General features: G+C 45.8%; 21 protein-coding genes and 1 other RNA gene. 10 read left to right on the top strand and 12 right to left on the bottom strand.

Annotation, left to right across the window (positions count from 1 at the left end; genetic code table 11):
• Positions 1 to 2 precede the first annotated feature (2 nt).
• Genes KFF03_RS16990 through KFF03_RS16975 form a run of 4 tightly spaced genes read right to left on the bottom strand, consistent with a single transcriptional unit; the run spans position 3 to position 9334 of the window.
• Positions 3 to 737 (bottom strand): sulfotransferase, encoded by a 735-nt coding sequence (locus KFF03_RS16990; protein WP_255858112.1) that lies wholly within the window; start codon positions 735 to 737, stop codon positions 3 to 5.
• The gene (locus tag KFF03_RS16985; protein WP_255858111.1) at positions 737 to 4213 is read right to left on the bottom strand and encodes a sulfotransferase; all 3477 of its coding nucleotides are present in this window, start codon (positions 4211 to 4213) and stop codon (positions 737 to 739) included. Before KFF03_RS16985 ends, KFF03_RS16990 begins: the two co-directional genes overlap by 1 nt.
• A 58-nt stretch (positions 4214 to 4271) precedes the next feature.
• Positions 4272 to 6296, bottom strand: a complete 2025-nt coding sequence (locus KFF03_RS16980; RefSeq protein ID WP_255858110.1) for a thioredoxin domain-containing protein — start codon at positions 6294 to 6296, stop codon at positions 4272 to 4274.
• Positions 6293 to 9334, bottom strand: a complete 3042-nt coding sequence (locus KFF03_RS16975; protein WP_255858109.1) for a CRTAC1 family protein — start codon at positions 9332 to 9334, stop codon at positions 6293 to 6295. The genes KFF03_RS16980 and KFF03_RS16975 overlap by 4 nt, the downstream gene beginning before the upstream one ends.
• A 374-nt stretch (positions 9335 to 9708) precedes the next feature.
• Between KFF03_RS16975 and KFF03_RS16970 the strand changes: the two genes are divergently transcribed.
• The 4 genes from KFF03_RS16970 (at position 9709) to KFF03_RS16955 (ending at position 13514) form a co-directional block, all read left to right on the top strand.
• Positions 9709 to 11403: a bifunctional diguanylate cyclase/phosphodiesterase gene (locus KFF03_RS16970; RefSeq protein WP_255858108.1), complete on the top strand. Its 1695-nt coding sequence runs from the start codon at positions 9709 to 9711 to the stop codon at positions 11401 to 11403.
• Positions 11404 to 11450: 47 nt separating this feature from the next.
• Entirely contained in the window at positions 11451 to 11975 is a 525-nt protein-coding gene (locus tag KFF03_RS16965) for a dihydrofolate reductase (protein WP_370647485.1), read from the top strand.
• 13 nt (positions 11976 to 11988) lie between these two features.
• Positions 11989 to 12984 (top strand): alpha/beta hydrolase, encoded by a 996-nt coding sequence (locus tag KFF03_RS16960; protein ID WP_255858106.1) that lies wholly within the window; start codon positions 11989 to 11991, stop codon positions 12982 to 12984.
• Between the two features lie 77 nt (positions 12985 to 13061).
• A complete protein-coding gene (locus tag KFF03_RS16955) occupies positions 13062 to 13514 on the top strand; it encodes an ester cyclase (protein ID WP_255858105.1) in 453 nt (150 codons plus the stop codon).
• A 51-nt stretch (positions 13515 to 13565) separates the two neighbouring features.
• Here KFF03_RS16955 and KFF03_RS17745 read toward each other — a convergent pair whose 3' ends face one another.
• Positions 13566 to 13712 carry an EVE domain-containing protein gene (locus KFF03_RS17745; RefSeq protein WP_370647417.1) on the bottom strand — a complete coding sequence of 49 codons (147 nt, stop codon included), beginning with the start codon at positions 13710 to 13712 and terminating at the stop codon, positions 13566 to 13568.
• 200 nt (positions 13713 to 13912) lie between these two features.
• On the opposite strand from KFF03_RS17745, the gene KFF03_RS16950 reads away from it, so the two are divergent.
• Positions 13913 to 14038, top strand: a complete 126-nt coding sequence (locus KFF03_RS16950; RefSeq protein WP_255858104.1) for a hypothetical protein — start codon at positions 13913 to 13915, stop codon at positions 14036 to 14038.
• Here the strand turns inward: KFF03_RS16950 and KFF03_RS16945 are convergent.
• The 4 genes from KFF03_RS16945 to KFF03_RS16930 form a co-directional block, all read right to left on the bottom strand.
• The gene (locus KFF03_RS16945; protein ID WP_255858103.1) at positions 14035 to 14640 is read right to left on the bottom strand and encodes a 5-formyltetrahydrofolate cyclo-ligase; all 606 of its coding nucleotides are present in this window, start codon (positions 14638 to 14640) and stop codon (positions 14035 to 14037) included. The two genes, KFF03_RS16950 and KFF03_RS16945, sit on opposite strands and share 4 nt — an antisense overlap.
• 94 nt (positions 14641 to 14734) lie before the next feature.
• A non-coding RNA gene (gene ssrS / locus KFF03_RS16940) (6S RNA) lies at positions 14735 to 14913 on the bottom strand.
• A gap of 49 nt (positions 14914 to 14962) precedes the next feature.
• Entirely contained in the window at positions 14963 to 15274 is a 312-nt protein-coding gene (locus tag KFF03_RS16935) for a cell division protein ZapA (protein WP_255858102.1), read from the bottom strand.
• Positions 15267 to 15482, bottom strand: coding sequence for a TIGR02449 family protein (locus KFF03_RS16930; RefSeq protein WP_255858101.1), 216 nt, complete (start codon positions 15480 to 15482; stop codon positions 15267 to 15269). Before KFF03_RS16930 ends, KFF03_RS16935 begins: the two co-directional genes overlap by 8 nt.
• A gap of 172 nt (positions 15483 to 15654) precedes the next feature.
• Between KFF03_RS16930 and KFF03_RS16925 the strand changes: the two genes are divergently transcribed.
• From KFF03_RS16925 to KFF03_RS16910, 4 genes are all read left to right on the top strand, one after another.
• Positions 15655 to 16227 carry a UPF0149 family protein gene (locus KFF03_RS16925; protein ID WP_255858100.1) on the top strand — a complete coding sequence of 191 codons (573 nt, stop codon included), beginning with the start codon at positions 15655 to 15657 and terminating at the stop codon, positions 16225 to 16227.
• Between the two features lie 58 nt (positions 16228 to 16285).
• Positions 16286 to 17599, top strand: a complete 1314-nt coding sequence (gene pepP, locus KFF03_RS16920) for a Xaa-Pro aminopeptidase (protein WP_255858099.1) — start codon at positions 16286 to 16288, stop codon at positions 17597 to 17599.
• A gap of 167 nt (positions 17600 to 17766) precedes the next feature.
• On the top strand, positions 17767 to 18993 hold the full coding sequence (gene ubiH / locus KFF03_RS16915) for a 2-octaprenyl-6-methoxyphenyl hydroxylase (RefSeq protein ID WP_255858098.1): 1227 nt from the start codon (positions 17767 to 17769) through the stop codon (positions 18991 to 18993).
• Between the two features lie 132 nt (positions 18994 to 19125).
• Complete coding sequence (locus KFF03_RS16910; RefSeq protein WP_255858097.1) at positions 19126 to 20364, top strand: UbiH/UbiF/VisC/COQ6 family ubiquinone biosynthesis hydroxylase; 1239 nt, start codon at positions 19126 to 19128, stop codon at positions 20362 to 20364.
• Positions 20365 to 20587: 223 nt separating this feature from the next.
• Here KFF03_RS16910 and KFF03_RS16905 read toward each other — a convergent pair whose 3' ends face one another.
• Entirely contained in the window at positions 20588 to 21463 is an 876-nt protein-coding gene (locus tag KFF03_RS16905; RefSeq protein WP_255858096.1) for an HDOD domain-containing protein, read from the bottom strand.
• A gap of 219 nt (positions 21464 to 21682) precedes the next feature.
• On the opposite strand from KFF03_RS16905, the gene KFF03_RS16900 reads away from it, so the two are divergent.
• Positions 21683 to 22879: a class I SAM-dependent rRNA methyltransferase gene (locus KFF03_RS16900; RefSeq protein WP_255858095.1), complete on the top strand. Its 1197-nt coding sequence runs from the start codon at positions 21683 to 21685 to the stop codon at positions 22877 to 22879.
• A gap of 83 nt (positions 22880 to 22962) precedes the next feature.
• Here KFF03_RS16900 and KFF03_RS16895 read toward each other — a convergent pair whose 3' ends face one another.
• Together KFF03_RS16895 and KFF03_RS16890 are read right to left on the bottom strand one after the other, a co-directional pair.
• Positions 22963 to 23307 (bottom strand): 1-deoxy-D-xylulose-5-phosphate synthase, encoded by a 345-nt coding sequence (locus tag KFF03_RS16895; protein WP_255858094.1) that lies wholly within the window; start codon positions 23305 to 23307, stop codon positions 22963 to 22965.
• Between the two features lie 34 nt (positions 23308 to 23341).
• The gene (locus KFF03_RS16890; RefSeq protein ID WP_255858093.1) at positions 23342 to 24637 is read right to left on the bottom strand and encodes an imelysin family protein; all 1296 of its coding nucleotides are present in this window, start codon (positions 24635 to 24637) and stop codon (positions 23342 to 23344) included.
• Positions 24638 to 24741 lie beyond the last annotated feature (104 nt).

The raw sequence follows: 24741 nt of genomic DNA, 5'->3' as shown, positions 1-24741 counted from the left end.
GGCTAAACGGTGTATCCAAAAGAAGCCAACTTCTGGATGTCATGCGGGTCCAGGTTGCTGAGGCTTCTCTCTTTATAGCGCTGAAATGAAAGTGGTAAAGAAATATTATCGTATGAAGAGCTGTTTGAAGATTGGTTTATCTTGAGGAAATCAAGGATTTCTTGCGATTTCATCTTAGGGTTCAGACATAGATCTTCGTACTTAACCTGATAAAATCTATCCCCTAGAAATTTAGCTCCATCTTTGTTCGCCAAAGCATTAGCTGCTATCCAATATTTTAACTGATAACACTCCTCTTCACCTTCATCTGGCATTAAATTAAATCTATCACCCCAGTTTTTTAGCTGGTTTTTATTATTGCTAAAAACCATATCCAAGCCATGTCTGATCACATGGATATAAATCATATTATCAAAAATATTTGAAAGAAAAGGCAGATAATGAAAGCTTCCGGGAACCTTGACTGCAACGGTATATTTATTGAAACCTGTTAATGAATCCCTAGAAATACGTTGGTTTTTAATAAAATCGTTAAAAACAGGACGTAAAGCATCAGTCTTCTGGGTTTGGGTAAGCTCAAGGTTTTTTACAATAGAAGGAATACCTGGCCAATCAAGGTTATCAAGAGAATTATTTAAGTTATCACCGATGAAAATTCCATTTTCTTTGAGAAGGTGAGCGACTACTCTGGTACCACTACCACCAACTCCACCAATAATAATGACTTTCTCTTGCATTAAGGAGTCTCCTTATAACCAATCTGCATCGCCGTAGCTCTACAAATTTCCCAAACTTCATTGGCGTGTGTCATATCATGATTAGATGAATTTTTCCTGCTTCGATCAATATTCAAGTCAGGCACAGGTATTTTCTCTATTCCTAAAAAAGAACACAAGTTTTCTATCACCTGATTTGGATTACTGATAATGCTTTCGTAAAAAATTTGCAAATGATCTTCTCTTTTTAAATTTTCAGAGAAATAAGAAGATGCTTTTTTTACCTGAAACTCCCAGCTGATCGCATTATTGAGATAATCAGGGTTTTTATTAATTTCATCGGGATTAAAATTTAACTCATTATAAGCCCGTGTGAGGATCGACTTACCAATAGGGTTGTCAGTCCTAGAGGTTATATGAGTTCGTCTTAAGCTAATGCTGACTGGATGTCTAACAAGGTGAATAAAACGCGCATTGGGGAAAGCAGATTTTAATTCTGGTAGGCATAATATTGCTTCTGGCAACTTAAACCCCCAATGTTTAATATTTTCATTTGAGGTGGATAAAATATTTCTTGCATTATTCCTTAATCTTGCAACGTGTTTTTTATTAAATTTTCCATTTTTTATTGTTATGTTGTTATTCACCAGGTCGTATATTGGGCCAACCCATTCAGTAGAATCGTTCGTGTTATTTGTTTTATTTCCGAGGAATATATTAATTTCTTGAATTAACTCTGAAAGTAACCTGGTCCCACTACCTCCTCGTCCGGTTATTATTATAGGGCGATCTATTACGTCGTCAGCTATTTTTTTCTCTTCTTTATAGGGTGTGCAATAACTGGAATCTAAAATATATCGGTTTAATATTTTGGTTGTATTTTCAATAGGTTTCTTTGAAAGGGAGTAATCAATTGAAGATTTCAAAAAATCATTTGCTTGAGATACATACCTTCCAATATATATTGCTTCTTTATTTGGTCGGAAGAATTTACAACCACGAATTTTTTCGTATTCTTCATTAAATACTTCAGCTGAAGCGTCTTTGCGCTGAGAGTTGGTTGCAACACCGCCATGAACCTGATGGAATGTTCCTTCATTCAAAATAATGGCGAGTTGGCTATTTGGTAAGTTACAAGCTCGATGATACAGGTCAAGGTTCGAAAACCCTCCTCCAGGAGTTTGGAATTCCTTATCAAATCCATCAAGCTCTTCCCAGAGAGATCGTTCCATAAAAATTGCGTTACTTTCGGCAATGGGCTCGAAGTAACCATTAGCGCTGGAACCTGCCAGAGAGCTAATTTCAAATAGTTTATAACCGTTATTTTCCCAATCAATAGTTTGCAGCAATCGGTCTTCTAGCAATTGATTGTAACCATTTAATACGGATTTCATTTGAACTTCAGGACCAAGGTGAAACCCGAGTGTTGATATAACTGTACGTTTACTTAATCGACTTGCATTTAAGACTTGTTCAAATAAACCAGGTGAAGCCATTCTTGCGCCGTCAATCATCACGCCAATAAGATTTGACTTAGCTAACTTTAAGCCAAGATTAATTGCATGGACTGGCGAGTGTGAGGGATCAGGGTAATCGATAAACCGAACATTGTGATAGTTATTTTTGTGCTTGTTATTCGATTTCTTATCTGAACCATTATCAATAACAATAATTTCCAAATCTTCTGGATTGATGTTTCGTTGGTAGGGCGCAAGTAGACTTTTTAATGTTCTTGGTAATTCTCGGTCCATGTTGTAACTAATAACAACGACGCTTACTTTAGGGTTTTCTGGAGATTGTCCAGTTTCACTAATGTATGTGCTGATAAGATCAGTTTTATTGATGAAGTTCCCATAAGATCTGGTTAACCAATATGAAAGGCTTTCGATTTCAGAAGTATTTATTTTTTTGTTTATGAGGTTAAATATATTGGTTTTGTTTTTATTTGATAATATTTTTTTCGCGATGTATTGTGAGTATAGTTTATTTGAATCTTTATTTCTTAAAGATAAGTTAAGCGATATCGACTTGGTTTTGTACCATTCCTCGTTTATATCAGTTTTAAATGAGGTGAGCTCATTGATTGCTGATTGAGCACCTTTTTCAGCATGAAATGTGTCAATTATTTTCGATTTTATCGATGGTTTTTCGTTTAATTCTAAAGATTCTTTATAGAACTCTCTAGCTTGATTGAAATTTTCAAGATGATAATTTATATCACCAAGTTTTTCTGAAAAAACTGGATTTTTCGGATTACCTTTATAGGCCAGTTTTAAAAAATGTACCGCTTTATCAAAGTCGAATAGAGCAATATAGACATCAGAAAGCATTGATCGGATATAGGGAGGAGAGGTTCCCAGTGCTATCGCATTTAATAAAGAAAATTCAGCTTTATGGTATTCTTTATTATGAACGTGAAGCCTGCTTTTCCATTCATAACCTTCAAACCGTAAAGGATTTAAAGATATAAGGTGGCTAACCAATCTTTTAATATATTCAATGTCATCAGAATTGTTAAAATTAAGTTGACGTATAATATGAAGATTCTCCATAAAGTCACTGCTAAGAGGTTGAATTCTCCTCTCTGAAGAACTGATTGTGGGCTTCTCAGTTGATTGTTTAACTGGCTGGGATAAACGCTGATGAATCAGGTTAAAAACTACCGAATCATAAGGCTTGGTGATAAAGTCCGGATTTTCTGGTGTATTTTTTAGCTCTGTGAGTTGGGTTAATTTTTGGTATGTTTCATCTAACTCCTGGATTAATTCCTGTGGAATACCCTCAAGGATTTTGCTATCAACCTTTTCTTCATAATATGCCTTGTTGACCGGAGAGTCGGCCAGTGGCGTGAGATGTAAATCAAACTTATGATTTACTGCAGATACCAGGTCATCTCCATTAACCATGTCTTTCTGGTTTACCACTAATGTTATATCTGGGTTTTTTTCTGAAAAAGAAATTAAGTTCTTGTTGTAGGTCAGCCACATCCTTGCCGCTAAATCAGGTTGTTGCCAAAATTTCAGATGAGTGTTTATTTCTGGCTCAGGTGGGAGGTGATGAGCGATATCCTGAGCGTGACGTTTGTATAGTGACTGAATACATAAAGCCCAATGGCGAAACAACAATATGAATCGCCCTTTTCCTTGCAAAGATGTTTGCCATTCATCTAAAAATAATGTTGCTCTCGGATCCTTCATTAACCATTGGTTTCCATGAAGCTTGTCCCGAAGTTTGCCGTACTGACGAATTCTATTTTCTGCCGGGCCGATACGGTGATTCAATTGACACTCACCGTGAAACTGCCAGTTAGTGTTACTCTCGCCGAGAAAATCATCATGCATACGCATAGCGAAAGTGTCTTCGAAGTGGCCATCTGGATTAGAAATACTGCCTGGCATGCTATCAATGGCGTAAGGAATACCTGAGCGATATAGCATCTGTGCTGCAAGAGAGGTTCCACTGCGGTGAAAACCTGCACATATAATCGGAGTCTTCATACTTCGTAATTCCTTAAGCGATGACAGCAACAGCAGTCTCAATCAAGACCAGGCAACTTCATTTTTTCAGGTTAATATTTTCAGGCGGCAAGCAAAGCCGATCATTGCAAGCCTGTAGCTTTAATTTCGGGTCAGAGCCTTTCTTAATAGAGAAGTTATTAATGTTAATTGTTACAACACCCTCATATAACGAAAGTAACTCATCACTGAAGCTCATTTTTAGACTATTTCCTTCTGGATAATCTACTTGGGCATTGACGCCTGTAAGCTTCGTTGGTATGAGGTAATCTTGTAAAGGCTTAGATGAATTAACATGCCAGCCTTCGTTTAATAGCAGATGTATTTTTGAATCAGAAATGCTATCCATGACCAATATAATTCCCTGGTCTTGAGCAAAATATGAAAGAGAATAATTTTTCATATATAAGAATTTTGCACCAATATAAGATGCTGAAGCTATTTCTTCCGGAATGCTTAACAGATTAAAAGTAAGCGGTTTTTCAAGAAGTGAAGCTGCCATAACAATTGCAGAAAGGGGAGAAATTGATTCATGATCTTCCAGAGTGTATCTATTACTAGTAGAAATATTTTCCAGGTTTTGATCGTATAATTTTTCCGCCAGTGTTTTCAGTTTGGTATCCAGGTGGCTGTACGCGGATAAACCGAGAGTGATATAGGCAATATCATCAATTTCAGCTTTCATACACTCTTTTTTCTGGTAACAAATTCGGTAAATATCTCCGCTTGATTTTATTCTCTCATTCATCAAAGTATTGGCTAAACGATTAGCAGCCGTTCTGGCATTTGAAATACCGATTCCTTCAGCTTTTGTTAATGCCCATAAAACCAATCCATTCAAACCTGTAATGCCTCTGCTATCTACATCGGGATTTTCTCTGTGATTCTGTAGCTTTAGCAGCGAAGGTTGCTTATCAATACCATGATACTGCCATTTTTCACCAACAGCTGAAATATGGTTATTTACCCCTATGGTATTGAGTTCAGATTTATCCCAGAGGTAATAGCCCCCTTCTTTGCCTTGCCAGTCGGCATTGACGGATGTTTTATAGAGTCCATCTTCTCTCAGCATATTCGTTTGAAGAAATTCAAATATTCTGATAGCAACCTGCTTATAGAGTGGGTTGCCAAGCTTTTGGTAGGCTTCTGAGTAAATTGCTAATAACTGAGCCTGGTTGTAAAGCATCTTTTCAAAATGAGGAATACTCCAGTCTGGTTGGGTCGCATAACGATAAAACCCACCGTTAACTCCATCGAATAATGGTGATTGGGCTAAGGTGTCTAAATGACTGATAAGATTTTTTTTAATGCTCTGATCAGTTCTTCCGTGTTCATTTGATAAATGTGAGAGCATGTATAACAGTTCACCTTCATCTGGAAATTTAACCTTCCCCTCTTTGCCGGCATTCTGTTTGTCTCTGGTACTCAGGAAATGATCACGGAAACTATTTTTTTTAGATCCTATTGGCGGTAATGTTGATATCGATTTAATATTTTCGGCTTGTGATAGCAACATACCCGCTTGAACAGTCCATATTCTTGCGAATCGGGTGGCTGTATTTATCATTTCATTAGCATCTGCAAAACTGCCTACCCATACTGGAGATCCATCAGGCAGAGCAATGATACTGATTGGCCAGCCCCCTTCACCCAGTACAGCCTGCTGTATTTGTAAGTAGTGGTAATCAAAAACCGGATATTCATCACGATCAACCTTTACTGATATGTAATGCTCATTGAGTATCTTAGCCACTCTTTCACTCATGAACGTATGCTTGTTCATTTGATGACACCAGTGACACGAAGCATAACCAATTGAGATGAATAACAATTTATCCTCATTCTCGGGGAGAGGCAGTGTTGTCCAGTTGATTGGGTTATTGGCATGTTGCTTTAAATAAGGTGATTCAGACAACACCAGTGCATTAATATACCCCTCGGAAATATCGCTATTTTTAGTCCAGGCGTTCCAATCCTCTACATCTGGAATAATGCCAACAGGTGGTTTCAAAGCCAGAATTGGCTGGGAAAGCAAAAAAAGACTAATAAGTAATAATGCTTTCACTTAAGGTCACCTTGTTTGATGGTGATTTTTTGATTCACCTGCTTTACAGGATGGGTGCTGACATCCCCATTAGGCCATCGAACCTCTAAGGTTGCCTGAGTAAATCTTCCTAAACCAAAATATTGCTGTTTTGGATGGACTGTCATATAAGCAACAGAGCCATGGACTTCACGCCATAGCTTTTGTCCATTTTCAAGTGTAAGTATGATCCTTGCCCCAATAGCATCACGATTAGACAGGGATTTTTCTGAGCCAATCAACTTAACTGCCAACCAATTATTACTATTTTTTGTTTGATTCTGATATAGATGAACCTTGCCATGGTAGTTACCCAGAGCGACATCTAACTTACCATCGTTATTCCAGTCTAAATAAGTGGCTGCTCGCGAATTTCCGAGATAGTTAAGGCCACTCCGTTCTGTAAGATTGTTTAGTTTTCCACCATTGTTTTCAAAAAATACATTAGTTTCTTTTTCAGACACAGGGATATAAATATTTTTTTCTTGTCCGTATTGATCTGTGAATTCAGGGTTTTGGCTGCTGTATAAGTTAAACTCGTTCATGCCATTAGTCACATACAGATCCATATCGGTATCATTGTCATAATCAAAGAAGTCAGCACCCCAGGACCATCCTGTAGAGTGATACCCACGCCCAACCAAATCGGAGTTTATGTAGTGACCGTTTGTAGAAACAAATAAATCATTTGCTTCTACAACCCTCATTTCTGCTAGCTTATCTGGGTTGAATTTCATCTCCGTTGATTCACCGGGCAAAACATAACTTTCATCTTTATTCATGGTAACAATGTTAGAGATATACACTTCGGGTATCTGGTCATTATTAAGGTCGGCCAGACCAATGCCCATGGTATATGATGGTTTATTAGTTTTTAATGTTTGAGATTTATCGATGAACTTTCCATTCCCTTGATTGATGTAATAAGCATTTACACCAAAGTCATTGCCGACAATGACATCCTGCAGTCCATCATTATTAAGGTCTGTGTGAGTAACTGCCTGGCCCCAACCTACATTTTCCAGCCCTGATTCCGGAGATATATCAAACGTCAGATCACCCTGGTTTATCCAGAGTTGATCCGGTAAGCCATTTTCATTTCGTCTCGCGAGAGTAGGCAGTATACCTTTCGGATAATTACCAAAGTAGGTAATAAATACATCTAATAAGCCATCGCCATTGGCATCAAATACTGTTGCGGGCCCACCAACAAGCCCTTCTCCACCGAGCGGGGAACCTGTTAATCGCTTGAATCGGGCATTACCCAGATTTTCATATATATGATGAGGTTCGTTGGCAAAGGTAATCAGAATGTCCTGGTCGCCATCGTTATCAAGATCGGCAATGATCGGCTGGCGTGGTTCTCCAGGTTTCCCTGAAACCATAAAACCAGAGCGTCTCGATATATCAAAAAATTTTCCATTTCGGTTTTCATAGAGTTTATTGCCGGAGCCGCTTAATAGTAATAAGTCATGGTCGCCATCACCATCAATGTCTTCGGAAGCGATTCCCGCGCCACCAAAAGCGGGAGGGATACTGATATTTCCAACACCGTCAGACTTTTTGAGATAGCTGCGCAACAAGCGATTCAGCCAGTCTGATGATCTGTGTTCAAAGTTAATTCCCTGTTCAGTCGTAACATCCCGGAAACTAGTGGTGCTACCTGGTTTTTCGGAGCTGCCAGAGCTTGAATATATGGATGCAATGCTTTCTACGGCAGTCGATTGATTATTATCATTAGTTCGTTTTTGAATGATTTTAATTGCATCAACCAGATCCTGAGGATCAAGACGGCCGCTGCCCGACCTCTCTTTTGATACTTGGCCTGCTATCCGAAGCATCAATACTCCATAAACAGCAATGTTTTCAGTGAGAAGCTCCATGGCAAATGGGTCTGAAGTTAATGCAGTTTCCAGAGTTTTATCTTCAAGTGCATATTGAAGGTATTTCCAATGTATGCCGGAATCTCTGAAAGAATCCATGTCATAAGCTTCCAGGTAGACCTGCTGCTCGTAAGGTAGTCGCGGGAAAAATGCAGCATCTTCATATTCATTGATAATGTGCGGCATAAATCTCTGACTAAACTCAAAGACATCAGATTCCTGAATAACAGCATGATTATTTTTTTTAGCCAACCCGCTGCTTCCCTCGTAGAGAGATGCTGAAAACTGAATCAATGCTTCCGTAAAATAATGTTGAAAGAGCCTGGCTTTATCTGGATTCTCAGGCCAACTCTGGCGTGCATAAAAAACCTGAAGATTACGTACAAAGAGTTGGCTAGATACCTGGTTGTATTTTTTATAAGAAGCAACCTTTTGAGCAATTACCTGTTTTATTAGAGTCTTGTCTGTATTTTCTTTGAGAACCCGATCTGACTTTTTCAGATTCACCAGTTCTTTCCATAATCTAGCGACCAGATCCTTAGAAATTTCGGGATCGTTATTTTTTCGTGCCTGATGGTCTGCGAGTTTTAAAGCGGAAAGACTTAACAGGTCGAGGTGTTTTTTTAGTACCTCAACGGCTTCCTTAGAGAGAACAGGAGTATTGATGTCACCTTCGAGCATCATTACTTGCTGAGCAGCCAGGATAGCTCTTAATGAATAAGCGATAGACCCATATTGACGTAAGTCGTCTTTATGAATAACAACGGAATCATTATCTGAGAATATTAATTTGTAGTGGCCATTGCTATTTATTGTTACGCGGAAAAGCTCATTCAAAACCGGTTCAATTTCCTGGGCAGTCAAAGGTGAGGAGCCTGTTATTGAACGATTCTGAGCTGATTGTTGCCAGACTTCTAATGTGAGTTGTTTAGCTAATGCATTTTTTTCAAAACGGGCAGAATCTGAGAGCGGCGTACCAAACATAAAGTCTTCAAGCCGGCTCGCAGTTGCGTAACATTTTGGGTCTTTCTCTGACTCAAATTTTTGGATTTCGTTGATTATATTGTCAGCACTGTTGGCATGTGTTGCTACAGTGAGAGTTAGTGATAAAACACCGATAAAAAGCTGATATAGCATAACTCCCTTCTTAATTTTAGCTCTTCCAATTGAATATGAATCATACCGCAGTTGAGAGCATAAAGTTAAAGACAGATAACAATAAGGAAAAAATAAGGAAGTATTTTTATAATTATAAATAACTATGCATCCTGCGAGAAATTCTGACTATATGCTCAAGGAGGGGATGTTAAAATTATTCCTTCTTTATTGTGTGGATAATTGGCGCTTTCATTTAAAGAGGTGGGTTATTTTGACCCTTATCTATGCACTTTTGCTGCGGGGTTCACAAAAGTGGCTGATGTTTGTGGTAAATGTCAGTCCTGACAGGATGAGCGACTGTCAAATTACGTCCACTGTCTATACTGAAGCCATGTTTATTGAATCCAGTTCTTATGTCTTCATCTCCTTGCTCACAACCTGAAGAAACACCCGGGTTATTACTGTCGTTGCTGCATGAGCAGGCGATCCCGGCTGCGCTCTATGATGAGCCGTTTTTACGGGTTGATGATATGGATGAGCTGGGGTCTGAGCTAACCAGTCACAGTGATAGTGTTTTGTTGTTAGCCGACAGCCTGGGTAGCGAGCTGAGCGCTGCGGTTGAGCGTGTTCAGTTAACGATGCCGAATGCAGCGATTGTGGTTGCCTTGGCCAATCGCCCCAATCGGGATGCCATCCGTCAGTTGATTCTTAGTGGTGTGCAGGAGGTGGTGGCACTTGAGCTTGAATCCATTGCTGCGTGGCAGGATGTTCTTCATGTAGCGCGCAGCCGTAAACACCACGAATCTCAGCTGAAACGCTTTTCTCATTATGACCCGCTGACGCAGTTAGCCAATCGCAGTTTATTTCAGGATCGCCTGGAGCACAGTCTGCTGCAGAGTCAGCGCCGCGAACGTGGTATGGGCATTCTGTTTCTGGATATCGATCGCTTTCGGGTAGTGAATGATATTTATGGTCATCATATTGGCGACCAGCTGTTGGTCGCCTGTACCCAGCGAATGTTGGAAAAAGTTCGCCGTAGCGACACGCTCGCTCGCCTGGGCAGTAATAATTTTGCTGTGTTGCTGGACGATATCGCCGATGCTGAAGGGATGCAGCGGGTTGCAGATAAGCTCAGTAGTGCCTTTAATCGGCCATTTACGATTGCGGGTTATGAAATTTTTATCAGCGTCAGCATTGGTATGGAGCTGGCTGCCCGGGTTGATTACGAGCTTGGCCAGTTAGTGCGCCATGCTGAGCTGGCGCTGCATCAGGCAAAACGTAATGGACGTAATGCCAGTCTGATTTATCAGGGTGACCGATCCCCGGCAGACAAGGTACGGATGGGCCTTGAAAGTGCCTTACATCATGCGATGGAACGTCAGGAGTTGCACATCGTTTATCAGCCTCAGGCGGTGGTCGATAGTGGTGTATTTGTTGGGGTTGAGGCGCTGTTGCGCTGGCAACACCCGGTGCTGGGTAATGTTCCGCCGTCGGTGTTTATTCCAGTGTTAGAAGATACCGGACTGATTGAAAGTTTTGGCCAGTGGGTGTTAGAGCAGTCGTGCCAGCAATTTGCTGACTGGGTTGCCGCAGGTCATTTATCCACTCGAACGAAATTATCAGTGAACCTGTCACCGCGACAGTTCCGCCAGGGGGACTTGGTGCATCAGGTGCAGCGGGCATTAAACAACAGTGGCTTACCTGCTCAGTGTCTGACGCTGGAAGTGACGGAAAGCATGTTGATGAATAATCTCGACCAGAGCGTTGAGATGCTGACCCAGTTGCGGCAATTAGGTATGTCGGTTGCCATCGATGATTTTGGTACCGGCTACTCCTCTTTATCGTACTTAAAAGACCTGCCGATTGATTACCTGAAAATTGATCGTGTGTTTGTTAAAGACATTGTTGATGATGCAAACGATGCCGCGATTGCTAATTCGATCATTGGCCTTGCGCACAATCTCGGGCTGAAGGTTATTGCCGAAGGTGTGGAAGAAGCGGAAACGCTGGAGATGTTGCGCCTGTTTGGTTGTGATCAATATCAGGGGTATTTTTATTCCAAACCGGCCCAGCCTGATGAAGTGATGAAGCTGTTCATGTCGGAATAATCTTTCAATCTACCCCGTTCCCTCGTTATTATCGTTTTCTTTTTGGAATCAGAACTGTGAAGTTGTCGCTGATTGTTGCGCTAGCACAAAACCATGTGATTGGCCGGGATAATAAACTGCCCTGGTATCTTCCTAACGACCTTAAGTACTTTAAGCAGGTCACCCTTGGTAAGCCCGTGATCATGGGCCGTAAAACCTATGAGAGTATTGGAAAACCTTTACCGGGGCGCACCAATATCATTATTACCCGGCAAGCCGATTATCAGCCTGCTGGCGCTACCGACAGCGTGAAAGTGGTGTCTTCATTAGATGACGCTCGTGAACTGGCGGAAAACATCACACTGATTGATGGTCAGCAGGAAGCGATGATCATTGGTGGTGCCGAAATTTACACACTGGCATTGCCGTTGGTGGACCGAATGTACCTGACCGAAGTGCATGCTGACGTTGAGGGTGATGCTTATTTCCCTGAATTTGAACGTCATGGCTGGCATCAGGTGGCGGGTGAAGACTTCCAGGCTGAAGGCCCTAACCCGTATAACTACAGTTTTAACGTGTACGAACGCGCCTGAGAGTGTTTGAGTGATGACTGAGCAAACGGCGCAGGCGGTACAAACGGACAAAGTCATTGGCTGGCGCCCCGAGGCACTGGTCGATGAGTTATTACCACTCGATTGGCAGTCATCCTCCGTTGCGGATAGCCCTGCCTGGCGAGAATATCGCGAGCATTACCGGCTCGATTTCTCCGGGTTGGGTGCAATCAATCACTACGCAGGCAAACTCGCGTTATGTGGTTATGACATTGCCGTACAGCGCTGGTGCCAACCGGATGCTAAAGGTACTGCGCTACTGCTGCACGGCTATTATGACCACACCGGGATTTATGGTTCTCTGATTGAGTTTTGTTTGCAGCAAGGTCTTGATGTGGTGATTTATGATCTACCGGGTCATGGCTTGTCCAGCGGCGATCGGGCATCGATACAGAGCTTCCAGGACTATGACGATATTTTCAGTCAGGTTCTGCAACAGGTGCAGCGCCATATCGGTGGCCCTCTCTACCTGTTTGGCCAGAGCACTGGCGGTGCGGTGTGTATTAACTATCTGTTGAAACGCCAGTTGAGTGTGGCTCAGTCGCCGTTTTCTGCCATCACGTTATTTGCTCCTCTCGTCAGGCCTAAAGGCTGGAACAAAGCGAAAGTGCTGCACAGTGTTCTCAGTTTTGGCCTGAAACGCATCAAACGAAAATTTAATACGAACTCTGCAGATGCCGAATTTTTGCGGTTTATTGCGGAGCATGATCCGCTGCAGCCGCGCTACCTGAGTGTACGCTGGGTGGGTGCTTTACGTCAGTGGATTCCATTTGTAGAGTCTCAGCCTGAGTGCGAAATTCCACTGAATATTGTTCAGGGAGACGCAGACAACACCGTGGACTGGTGTCATAATCTGTCCATTCTGTCGCAAAAATTCCCGAATCGACAGGTATTTATGTTGCCAGGAGGGCAGCATCACCTGGTCAATGAGTCGCTTGAAAATCGCGCACTCATTTATCAGCAGATAGCACAGTGGCTGGATCTGGGCTGATCCGGCGGAAAACTCAAAAAAGGACGTGACCAGGGCTGGTCACTTGCAATACGGAAATTACATAACAGGAGTACCCCATGGAAGCGCGCTTAGAAAATAATAAGAAGCTTATTCGTCAGTTTATTGAACTGGTTTGGAATCAAGGACGGTTTAATCTTGCTAAATCTCTGGTCACCCCGGAGTTTGTTTACCATGCCAGCATGGTGGACGAGCCGATGAATCTCATGAATATGGGATCAATGGTCCACACAATTCGCAATGCATTTGATGATTTCACGATTTCTGTCGATGAGCTGGTGGCCGAAGGCAATCAGATTGTGAGCCAATCGACTTTTACCGGAACCCTGGTTAAACCTTTGATGGGATTTGAACCCAGTGACCGGATTTTATACTTAAATGCAGTCACGTTCTGGAAAGTGCGTCAGGGCACCATTCAGTCGGGACATTCGTTGCTGGATACCGCTGATCTCCGGCATCAGACACAAACGATTCGTGGAGAGCGGCAGCACTTTGAAGTGGGCGTCAATTGATCGGGGGATACGACAAATTCCGACAAATACACGCTCTATACAACCTCAGTGTTAGAAATAGGCCAGGTTTCCTGGCCTGAATTCATTCCTAAGTAGGTTTCCTGCTTGATAATTACGCATCCCTTCCCATAATGTGCGCCTATTCGGCGCATTTTTCAGACAAGAATAACGATAAGCGTCGGGCTCGGACTTCAGCAACCCTTATTGCATGGGTTTATTGGGCATTTAAAAAGAGGTTGGTGTGGCATTTGCTCAGCCTGTTTATCTAAAACGGCGGGGTGAAATAAGAACATCATCTTATCGTCATGCACTCGTACAAGAATGCTGAAGCAGAATAATAATCAAAAAACCGTGGCCTTATGTTCTGAATTCAGAACATCACATTGGGGAAGTACATTATGAAAAAGCCAGACTTACTGGTTATCCTGGCGCTGGTTGCAGCATTAGGCGCAACCATTACCAGCATGAGCGCAGAACAACAAAAGCCGTCATCGGTGATCGCTTCAGAAAGCAGTATTCGTTAGGTTTGCTGAAATGGGTGGAATTCTTGGTCTGTGGCGATGGCACTGATACCAATATCCCATGATTCTGCAGGTAACTGTGGTACTTGTTGAAAGGCATAAGCACAGCCAACTAACTCAGGTTGTTGCCCATTCGAACCTGCTACCTCCGTTTGTGTCATAAAAGCCAGTGTACGGTCGTAGTAGCCGCCACCCATACCCAGGCGGTTGCCGCGCTGGTCAAACGCCACCAATGGCAAACACACTATGCTCAGGTATCTTGCACTCACACGTTTACCACGGCGAAAATCCGGTTCGGCAATGCCATAGCGATTGTTCCGCATCACGGTGTTGCTGTCATAACGAATGAAGCTCAAGTGACCTTTGCGTACCGGATGCAACACCGGTAAAAACACCTGCTTACCGCGCCGCCAGAGATCTTCAATCACGCCTTGGGTATCAATTTCACCATCGTTGCTTAAATACAGCGCCACCCGTTGTGCCGCACAGAATCGTGCGTTCTGACGCAAACTGGTGAGTAGACCATGGCTTGCCTGACGGCGTTGTTGTGGAGTTAACGAGCGGCGTTTGCGGCGAATCAGCTTGCGCAGTTCAGACTTATTCATAAGGGTAATTACAGCTGGTGGAGTGATGACTCAAGCGGTAACAGAGAGGCAGGTCACCGCTGAAGGAGTGCCTGAAAATACGCCTGAAAAATGGGTGCTCCCCACTGTGCCGCTGTCATAAATAAAGGCCTTGAACCCTGTGGTCCAAGGTGGCAGGCCAGACATTAAATCAGGCTTTCCGTCGGGCGGACATGCACACATTAACGAATGAACCTTCCATAATAAAAAGCATCGGCTCAGGTCTTTATTGACTGGCTAACACCCCAGGGAGCGTGAAGAAGTATAACAAAGTCGCGGGTATATCTATAGCGCCAACGAAGCGTTATAGCTCCAGCTGAGAATCTTTATCCAGCGCCTCATCGATCATCTGATGGATCTTATTCAGGCGTTCACCGCTATCGCCCTGTTGCTGTTGCAGCTGTAATAAATCATGGGTGATGTTGAGGGCGGCAATCACCGCGATGCGGTCAGTACCTAATACTTTACCGGCGTTGGAGCTGGCGGTTTTAATTTCGGCCATCTTTTCATTCAGAAATCGTGCAGCATCACGCAGCTCGGCTTCGGCACCGTCTGGGCAGTTGACCCGGTAATCACGATCGAGAATATTCAGTTCCAGTGTTTTTGCGTTAGCCACTGTTGCGCTCCAGAGTTTGCAGGCGGTTGATCATTTCATTCACTTTACGGCGAGCGATTTCATTTTGCTGCGTCAGTTTTGAGCGTTCAGCTTGCCAGGCCGCTTCTGCAGCCCGCATGGTACGGTTCTGCTCGCGCAATTCATCCTGAACGCGCAGCAGCTTCTCGATTTTTTGTTGTAAATGTTGCAGTTGTAAATCTTGCATCATGACTCAGATGGTGTGATTGAAAGCTTACTATAAGAGGCTGTTGCCTGATGGGTCAATTGCAGCAGGGTAATCTGTGACGACAGACGCATCAGACGATAATATTTAGCAGCTTCCGGGCAGTTTGCAATGGTAGAATATGGGGGTTTTTCATTAATGGTTTTGTTTTGTCGCTATGAATATTGATTTTTCTGATACCGCGGATGTTTGGTTGGAGTCTAAGTGTTACCAAACACCGTCTGCCTTACATGGTTGGCTGACCGGCTTTCTCAGTGCTGGTGCGCGTTTAACCTCGGCGGCCTGGTTGACCGAAGCGGAAGCCTATCTGGAATTAGAAGAAGCGCCGGGCGATAAACTCAAGGCTACCCTGATCAACTTCTATGATGAAGTGCTGAGCAGCCTGAGCGGTGAAGACATGAGCTACCAGCCTTTGCTGCCACCTGATGATGAAGCCGATGTGGTTGAGCAGGTGGATTGTCTGGCAGAGTGGAGCAAAGGCTTCCTCGATGGTATTGGTGCTTCCGGTAAATTACAGGGCAACAAGCTGCCAGAGGATGTGACCGAGGTGCTGCGTGACCTGGATGCGTTTTCGAATGCCAGTGTGGATGATCCAAAAGACCCAGAGAACGAAGCGCTTTATCTGGAGTTGGCCGAACATGCCCGTATTGCGGCGTTAACGGTGTTTTATGGCATGAACCAGAAGCCGTCAGCACCCGCGGTGGAAATGCAGCCCGGCACGTTGCACTGATATCTGGCCTACCGTAGCGAAATACAACCTTGAGTCTCATAACCGAGTTTCTGAAAAGATGATCAAACTGGATTCCCAAGAATATGCCCGCCGTCGTCAGGAATTGATGGCACGTATGAGTGATAACTCCATCGCTATTATTCCGTCTGCGCCGCTAACAACCCGCAACCGTGACGTTGAGCACCCGTTTCGCCAGGACAGCGACTTTTATTACCTCAGCGGCTTCAGTGAAGAGCACGCGGTGCTGGTGTTGATTCCGGGTCGTGAGCATGGCGAATACGTGTTGTTCTGCCAGGAGAAAATCAAAGAACAGGAAATCTGGACTGGCCGCCGGGTTGGTCCGGAAGCCGCGCCTGAAACACTGGGTGCTGACGATGCTTTTCCGATTACCGATATCGACGATATTCTGCCGGGGCTGTTAGAAGGTAAAGACCGCATCTATGCCAGCTTAGGTGTGCGTCAGGACTTTGATCATCAGCTGATGCAATGGGTCAACCACATCAAAACTCAGGTGCGTAATGGCGCTACGCCGCCACGCGAGTTTGGTGCGTTGGATCATTTATTACACGAAATGCGCTTAATTAAATCCGACGCTGAAATTGCCGTGATGCGGCAGGCCGCTGATATCAGTGCCGATGCTCATGTGCGCGCGATGGAAATGGTCAAGCCGGGCATGATGGAATATCAGCTGGAAGCTGAAATCATGCGCACCTTTATGGCGGCGGGCAGCCGCTGGCCGGCGTACCCGTCGATTGTTGGTGCGGGCGACAATGCCTGTATTCTGCATTACACCCAGAATACCGAAGAGATTAAAGACGGCGACCTGATTCTGATCGATGCGGGTTGTGAGCTGGATTATTACGCTGCCGATATCACCCGTACCTTCCCGGCCAATGGCAAATTCAGCGATCCGCAAAAAGAGTTATACCAGCTGGTGCTGGATGCGCAGATGGCTGCCATCGAACAGGTAAAACCGGGTAATCACTGGAATCAGCCTCACGAGGCGGCAGTAAAAGTGTTGGTGGATGGCTTGCTGGAACTGGGCCTGCTTGAAGGTGATGCCGATGACATCATCAAAGAAGAAAAGTACCGCCAGTTTTATATGCACAAAACCGGTCATTGGCTGGGTATGGATGTACATGATGTTGGTGAATACCGCATTGATGGCGAATGGCGAGAGCTGGAGCCGGGCATGGTGCTCACTATTGAACCTGGCCTGTACGTCAGCCCGGATGATGACACGGTGGAAGAACAATGGCGCGGCATTGGCATTCGTATTGAAGACGATGTGGTGGTCACCAAAGATGGCTGCACTGTACTGACGGCCAATGTCCCCAAGACCATTGATGCCATTGAAAATTTGATGGGGTAATCACTACCCTGTCTCTGGAAATTCAGAAGGTTGTGTCGGGTGTATTCGCTCGATCGTCTGCCGCAGGGATGCGGCAGTCGAGCTTACAGGGAAGTATTCACAGCGTGTCGAGAGAAAATATCCGATACAACCTTCAGGCTGTTGCAGAAGCGAGATAGAGCATATTCATGACTGCTGAATTACAGGTTGATGTAGCAATTTTAGGCGCCGGAATGGTGGGAGCCAGTCTGGTTCACTTATTGGCACCGGCGCGCCAGCAAGGGTTACGGATCGCGTTAATCGATCGTCAGCCGCTCAAGCCGGAAGCCGATACCAGTGAGCGGCCACCCAGCTTCGATGGCCGCGCTACCGCACTGTCGTATGGGACTCAGCAGTTATTTGCCAAGCTGGGATTATGGCAACACATTCAGTCGTCGGCTTGTGCCATTGAGCATATTCAGGTTTCCGATCAAGGACATTTCGGGCAGGCGCATTTACACGCTCACGAACAGAATACCGAAGCGCTTGGTTATGTGATCGAAAATGCCGCGCTGGGTAAAGGCTTATTACGCGGTATCGATACTCTCGACAATGTTGAGCTATTTGCTCCGGCTAATGCTGAGCAAATTCAGATGAACGCCGACGGTGCTCAACTGACGCTTGATGATGGTCGTATTCTGCAAACCCAATTATTGGTGATGGCTGATGGTGGTCGTTCGCCACTGGCTTCGCAACTGGGAATCCAGCATTCTCGCCAGCCTTATGGTACACACGCGTTAGTGACCCAAATCGAATGTGATCAGGATCATAACCACTGGGCTTATGAACGTTTTAGTGGTGATGGCCCGATTGCTTTTTTACCGCTGCAGCAACGTAGTTATGCGGTGGTCTGGACGCTGAACGATGATGAAATTGACGCCGTGATGGCGCTGCCCGATGGTGAATTTTTAGCTCGTTTACAGCAACAGATCGGAATGCGTTTAGGCCAGTTTATCCGTGTGGGTGAGCGTTCCCGTTATCCATTGGCACTGGTACAAAGCAAAGAACAAGTGCGTCGTTCTCTGGTGTTGCTGGGCAATGCGGCACACAGCTTACATCCGGTTGCCGGGCAGGGCTTTAATCTGGCATTGCGGGATGCGGCGGTGCTGGCTGAACATCTCAATCGTGCCCATAACAAGTGCCAGGGTTTGGGAGATCTGGCACTGCTGCAAGCATACGAAGCGCAACAACAAACCGATCAGCGGAATACCATTGTCGCCAGTGATGTGTTGCCTAAGTTATTTGGCAGTAAGCAATCGGCGTTAACCTTTGTGCGTGATGCCGGATTATTGGGCTTAGCGGCAGCACCCACTGCACGCAGATTATTTGGGCGGCATGCCATGGGGCTGGGGCAGCGAGCTGCTTCCGTAAGATAATAAATATTGAGATATTGTCTTTCAGGGCGCTACCAGTTCATCCCTGAAGGCTAATCAATCACATCCCTGTGATTGACCCTTACAGCCAATACCATCAATATTTTTCAAATCGCTGAGTGATAAGAGATACCGATGAGCGACACTAACTCTCAAGATAAACACTACGATATTGTGATTGTGGGTGCTGGCCTGGTGGGGCAGGCGATTGTTGCTGCGATTCTGATGCAGCAGAACAAACAATCGTCGCGCCAGTCGCTGTCGCTGGCATTGGTTGATCCGGCGCAGGTTTCTCAACCGCCATTATCCAGCCAGCTTAATGATTATGATCTGAGAGTCAGCGCCTTAACGGCTCAGACTCAACAGCTGCTGAGCGATGTTGGTGCTTGGCAGCATATCCCCACTGCGGCACTCAGTCCGTATACCGAGATGACAGTATGGGATGCCGAAGGTACCGGCTCAGTGAACTTTGCTGCGGCCGATCTGCATGTGGATAACCTCGGCCATATCGTTGAAAACCGCCAGACCTTATGGGCGCTACAGCAAGTCTTAAACGATGCTGAGGTGGATTTTATTCACCAGCCAGTGCGTTATCTGGATAACCGTGATGCGCAGGGCAATACCCCGATTGTGCTGGAAAATGGCGACACCCTGCAGGCACAGTTGGTGATTGGGGCTGACGGCGCACTGTCCCGGGTACGTCAGTGGGCGGGTTTGCCAACGCGTGAATGGGACTACGAACATCACGCCATTGTGGCATCAGTCGAATGTGAGCACTCGGTTCAGGCAACTGCCTGGCAACGCTTTCGCCAGCAAGGGCCATTGGCATTTTTACCGTTGGCGAATAACGAGCATTTTGCCTCGATTGTTTGGTCCACCACCGAAGCGGAAGCCAATGAATTACTGGTACTGGATGACGAAGCTTTCAACATCGCATTGGAGCAAGCATTTGAAGGCCGTTTGGGAAAAATCATTGCCACTTCCAAGCGTGTTGCTTTCCCACTGCGTCAGCGCCATGCCAAAGATTACTGGTGTGAGGGAGTAGTACTGGCCGGAGACGCAGCGCACACCATTCACCCGCTTGCCGGTCAGGGTGTGAATCTCGGCTTTAAAGATGCGGCTGTTCTGGCAGAAGAATTAGTGCGTGGTTTTAATAAAGGTCTGGATCTTGGAGGTGCTGCAGTGCTTGGGCGTTATCAGCGTCGCCGTCAGGCCGATAACCTAATCACGATGGCGACTATGCAGGGCTTTAAAGAGTTGTTTGGTGCAGAAGCGCCGATGCTGCGCTTGCTGCGCAACGAAGGGATGCGTTGGTTCGACAAGTTACTCCCAGTAAAACAACATGTAATGCAGCAGGCGATGGGGTTGAAGTAATCAGAACATTGCTTTGGATTTTGCCTTGGCTGCTTTTAGTCGACACGCTGTAAATACATCACTCAGTACATCCATGTACTTCGCCCTTCGGGCAGCTTCGCTGTGCAAAACCGGCAGTCCTGCCGTTTTGTCCCTGTAAGCTCGACTGCCGCATCCCTGCGGCAGACGGTCGACTCAAAAGCAGCCAACACAAAATCATCAATGACTTGAGGCTTGCGGATAGCTATCGGTAGTTCTGCACCCCAATCCCCATTTCCGCGAAATTCGCTTCCATCTGCTCCAGATCGTATTCACCCAAACCAAGGTAAGCCAGCACTTCGCTGCCAATCGCCTGCCACTCGTAATCTTCCTGTTGTTTACCCAGAATGCGGTAGTTGCCACAGATATGTTCTGACATTTTCAGAATGCCCAGCAGAGTTTTCTGCTCTGAGTCTTTGTCATTACGGCTGTTGAAGTAGCGCCCGGCGTTATGGTGTTCCGCGATGACTTCGCACAACATTTTTGGCAGCTTCCACGACTTCGCGGTGTAATAACCAATCACAGCATGGTTAGTGTTCAGACGCTGGTTTTCGATGTCGATGACTCGCTGGCTGGGGTCATGGGCGTAAGATTCTTCCATCACTTCCAGATAGTTATCAAAGCGGCCCATCAGTAGTGGAATGCCACAGTTATGGAACAGGCCGAGCAGATAAGCGAGGTCGGGGTTCGGGTAACCCACCTGTTTAGCAATTTGGGTCGCAACTTGTGAGATGTCGGTTGCGGTATCCCAGAAGCGATTCATATTAACGATGGTTTCATCACTCATCTGGCTTTTGATGGAAACACCATTCACGATATTCACCACGCTGTTCAGGCCAATCAGGTTAACTGCCTGATCGACCGATGTGATGCGATTTCTTAAGCCATAAAAAGGTGAGTTCACCACTTTCAGAATCGTACCGGCAAGGCCAACGTCCTGGCTGACAAGACGGGAGATGGCGCGCATATCCGGGTCGGGCATCAGCTGTTCCATCTGCAGGTCCACCAGAATCTGAGGTTGAGGTGGGATGCGTATCCCCTGCAGGATTTGTTGAATTTGTTCTTCGCTCAGTTCAGACATTTTTCAGTTCAGACATTCAGATATCAGCTCAGCCATCATGGAATAACGGTCATTTTAGGTTCTGGTGCATTCAGTTTAGGTCAAAATCATTACGCTGCCTGTGGTTGTTTGTTATGACATATGACATTTATGTAAATTTGCTCAGGCCGCGTATAATGCGCCGCTGTTTTTGTCTTTGGCTGTTACCAGTCTTGCCCGAGAGTGCACTCTGAGGTCTCTATGCTTGTTTCCCTGCGTTTAAAAAATAAAGCCGAACGTCGCCTGAAAGGTGGTCATCTGTGGGTCTACTCCAATGAGGTTGATACGCAGCAAACACCGCTGAAAGGCTTGCAGGCCGGTCAGGAGGTGATTATTGAAGCGGCCAACGGCAAAGCCCTGGGGCGTGCCATTGTCAGCCCGGAGCAACTGATTTGTGCGCGCTTGATCAGTCGTGACAGCAAACAAACACTGGATGGTTCGCTGATTGTTCACCGCTTAAAAGTGGCCCTGAGTACGCGTGATCTGTGGTATCCACATCAGTGTTATCGTTGGGTGTATGGCGATAGTGATGGCCTGCCCGGATTAGTCATTGATCGCTTTGGTGCGGTTGTGGTGATTCAGATTTCCAATATGGCGATGGAGCTGCGTCGTCAGGAAATTATTGATGCGGTGATGAAAGTTGCTAAGCCTGACACCATTGTGCTGAAAAACGACGGCAAGTTGCGCGCGGTAGAAGGCTTAGAAGAATACGTCGAGATCGTTCATGGTGAGCTGGAAGACAACTGTGCGCCGCTGATCGAAAACGACACCAACTTTATGGCCCCAGTGATTCATGGTCAGAAAACCGGCTGGTTCTACGACCACCGTGAAAACCGTGCTGTGCTGAACCGATTGGTGAAAGGCAAGCGTGTATTGGACGTGTTCTCCTATGTTGGAGGCTGGGGCGTACAAGCCGCCAATCATGGCGCCAGCGAAGTGCATTGTGTAGATGCCTCGGCTCAGGCACTCGACTGGGTGGAGCAGAATGCCGTTCTCAACGGTGTTGAAGACAAGTTACATTGCTGGGAAGGTGATGCCTTTCAGGCAATGAAACAACTGAAAGATTCCGGCGAGAAGTTCGATATTGTGGTGGTTGACCCACCGGCCTTTATCCCGCGCCGTAAAGACATCAAAGCTGGTGAACAGGCTTATCGCCGCCTGAATCAGCTGGCGATGCGCTTACTGAATAAAGACGGCCTGCTGGTGGCTGGCTCTTGCTCTATGCACCTGGGTGATGATCGTCTTCCGGATATGCTGCGGATATTAGGCCGTGAGCTGGATCGCGAAGTGATGATTCAGCATATTGGCAGCCAAGGTGCCGATCACCCGGTGCTACCGGCGATTGCTGAAACGCGTTATCTCAAAGCGGTATTTGCGCGCGTTCTTCCTACTCGGTAGCTTCCTATTAAGTAGTCGCTACTTAGGCGACTACTTAATAATACTCAAGAACTGCGTGGAAGGTGTTTTCACTTTAATCGGCGTCAGTATTTACTACTTACTTTTATCGATGAAATTCCAATATTTTCAGGCATTCCACGAATTTTTATCCAATATTCTTCTCGAACATCATCATCAATCTCTGCAGTTGTGCTGTAGAGTGCATCCCGCCCATCTTTTCGGCAGCCTGATATCCAATAATGCTCGCCGGTTTCAACGTCAAAGAAATTAGATTTGAAGCCAGATCCTTTTAATGATTCGAATGTTCTGTTTTTGTAATGTATAGACTTACCTGATCGCGAAAACTTCACACGGCCAATGCGCGCATCACCAATTAAATTATCGGCACCTTTGTATTCGATATACATGATCCGTGTCGATGGTCTCATTATGAAGTCCTTTTGGTGTCATCTCAGCAAGAGATTAATTATAACGCGACAGTTCTTCCAAGCGCGGCAGGCGCATCGATAGTGCGTCTGCGGTTTGCTCCAATAAGGAAAGCAGGGCAATAAACTGTGAGCGAATCTGCTCACTCAGCTCCGGGCTGGCCAGTCCTTGCTCCTGCCATTGCAGCAGTTTTTGGTCCAGATTCAGGAACTGTTGTTGCCACTCCCGTGCGAGCGCCGGATCGGGTAGCTGGTGGATTAAGCCCTGTTGGTTGAGTCTCTGTTGATTCCCCCCCGGCTTTTGATCGCTGCTTTGTCCGATTAATAACCACTTCAGACCATTGCTGGTAGCGATCACATCATCAATGCCGGTATTACTGAATTCGCTGGAATTGGTGCCCAGGCGGCGATCAAGCAGCTCGAAAGACAATAGCGTTTGCCCGGCAACCAGCGCAGCCAGAGTCGCCTGATGGTCAGAGGTTTGTTCCAGTAAGCCAGAATAATAGCCATTGCTGGGCTCCCAGCGCCGTACCAGGCGTTGCAGGTGCTCCATCAGCTGACCAGACAGTAGCTGAACATACTGACGTCGACGATTATGGTTTTGCACTGGCATTGGTGTGGGGGTTGGTATTTGAGTTTGCGAGGCATGCGGATTGTCGGAGGCCGGATTCGATGATGAACCCTGGATCGCGGTTGCTTGCCCTTCTGATGGCATCACCACCGGCGCGTTGTTCTCTCGTGCGGCAAAGTCTGAAGGTTGCCGGTCACCGTTAGCACCCCAGAGCATGAATTCGATGGGGTGGTAACCGAGGCTGGCGTAACTGGGATCTGAGAAACCATGTTGATCTTGCAGTGTGGTTTCATTCAGTTCCAGCGTCAGATCATTCACGATGCCGCTAAAGGGATAGCCCGGCACATGGTCGATGTAACCGCCTTCAATGGGCCAGCTGTCGAGCAGTGCCCGGGTGCTGCGGTAATCAATGCCTTTCTGACGCCATTCTGCCGGGTCGTTCACCGGAATATAGGCATAGATTAAGGTGGCTAAATAGGCATCGTAAGCATCACGCCAGGCGCTTTGAACTTGCACCAGGTGGGCAGAGTCGGGTTGCTGCAAAAAAGCCGACAAGCGTTGATCCAGTTGCAGAGCCTTCTCAGAGGCGTTCGCCAGGCTGGTATAGGCACTGAGCCCGATATAAGCGCGAAATGCACTGAGGTCGGCGTTACCAGAGAGTGAGCGGTTGCTGCTGACATCTGTCTGCTGTTCGGTTTTCAGTTCCAGCGCATCGTTATCTTGTATTGAATCGCAAGCCGTGAGTGCCAGTAAAGATGACATTGATAAGGCGAAAACCAGCCCTGATTTTTTTGCCACTTGCTTTCTTGCTCCTCGCTTCCTTAACGCTGCCGTATTCATAAAATTGTTCCGCACGGTCGTCCTTG

The sequence above is a fragment of the Bacterioplanoides sp. SCSIO 12839 genome (assembly GCF_024397975.1).
Taxonomy (GTDB): Bacteria; Pseudomonadota; Gammaproteobacteria; order Pseudomonadales; family Oceanobacteraceae; genus Bacterioplanoides.
Note: the sequence above shows the minus strand (reverse complement) of the source record. Positions and strands in the feature narration are given on the sequence as shown.

Excerpts from the sequence above, each read along its gene's own strand:
- KFF03_RS16930 (WP_255858101.1), bottom strand. The coding sequence starts at position 15,482 with ATGATGCAAGATTTACAACTGCAACATTTACAACAAAAAATCGAGAAG.
- KFF03_RS16925 (WP_255858100.1), top strand. The coding sequence starts at position 15,655 with ATGAATATTGATTTTTCTGATACCGCGGATGTTTGGTTGGAGTCTAAG.
- KFF03_RS16970 (WP_255858108.1), top strand. The coding sequence starts at position 9,709 with ATGTCTTCATCTCCTTGCTCACAACCTGAAGAAACACCCGGGTTATTA.
- KFF03_RS16890 (WP_255858093.1), bottom strand. The coding sequence starts at position 24,637 with ATGTCATCTTTACTGGCACTCACGGCTTGCGATTCAATACAAGATAAC.
- KFF03_RS16905 (WP_255858096.1), bottom strand. The coding sequence starts at position 21,463 with ATGTCTGAACTGAGCGAAGAACAAATTCAACAAATCCTGCAGGGGATA.
- KFF03_RS16990 (WP_255858112.1), bottom strand. The coding sequence starts at position 737 with ATGCAAGAGAAAGTCATTATTATTGGTGGAGTTGGTGGTAGTGGTACC.
- KFF03_RS16910 (WP_255858097.1), top strand. The coding sequence starts at position 19,126 with ATGAGCGACACTAACTCTCAAGATAAACACTACGATATTGTGATTGTG.
- KFF03_RS16975 (WP_255858109.1), bottom strand. The coding sequence starts at position 9,334 with ATGCTATATCAGCTTTTTATCGGTGTTTTATCACTAACTCTCACTGTA.
- KFF03_RS16900 (WP_255858095.1), top strand. The coding sequence starts at position 21,683 with ATGCTTGTTTCCCTGCGTTTAAAAAATAAAGCCGAACGTCGCCTGAAA.
- KFF03_RS16895 (WP_255858094.1), bottom strand. The coding sequence starts at position 23,307 with ATGAGACCATCGACACGGATCATGTATATCGAATACAAAGGTGCCGAT.
- KFF03_RS16950 (WP_255858104.1), top strand. The coding sequence starts at position 13,913 with ATGAAAAAGCCAGACTTACTGGTTATCCTGGCGCTGGTTGCAGCATTA.
- KFF03_RS16945 (WP_255858103.1), bottom strand. The coding sequence starts at position 14,640 with ATGAATAAGTCTGAACTGCGCAAGCTGATTCGCCGCAAACGCCGCTCG.
- KFF03_RS16955 (WP_255858105.1), top strand. The coding sequence starts at position 13,062 with ATGGAAGCGCGCTTAGAAAATAATAAGAAGCTTATTCGTCAGTTTATT.
- ubiH (WP_255858098.1), top strand. The coding sequence starts at position 17,767 with ATGACTGCTGAATTACAGGTTGATGTAGCAATTTTAGGCGCCGGAATG.
- KFF03_RS16960 (WP_255858106.1), top strand. The coding sequence starts at position 11,989 with ATGACTGAGCAAACGGCGCAGGCGGTACAAACGGACAAAGTCATTGGC.
- KFF03_RS16985 (WP_255858111.1), bottom strand. The coding sequence starts at position 4,213 with ATGAAGACTCCGATTATATGTGCAGGTTTTCACCGCAGTGGAACCTCT.
- pepP (WP_255858099.1), top strand. The coding sequence starts at position 16,286 with ATGATCAAACTGGATTCCCAAGAATATGCCCGCCGTCGTCAGGAATTG.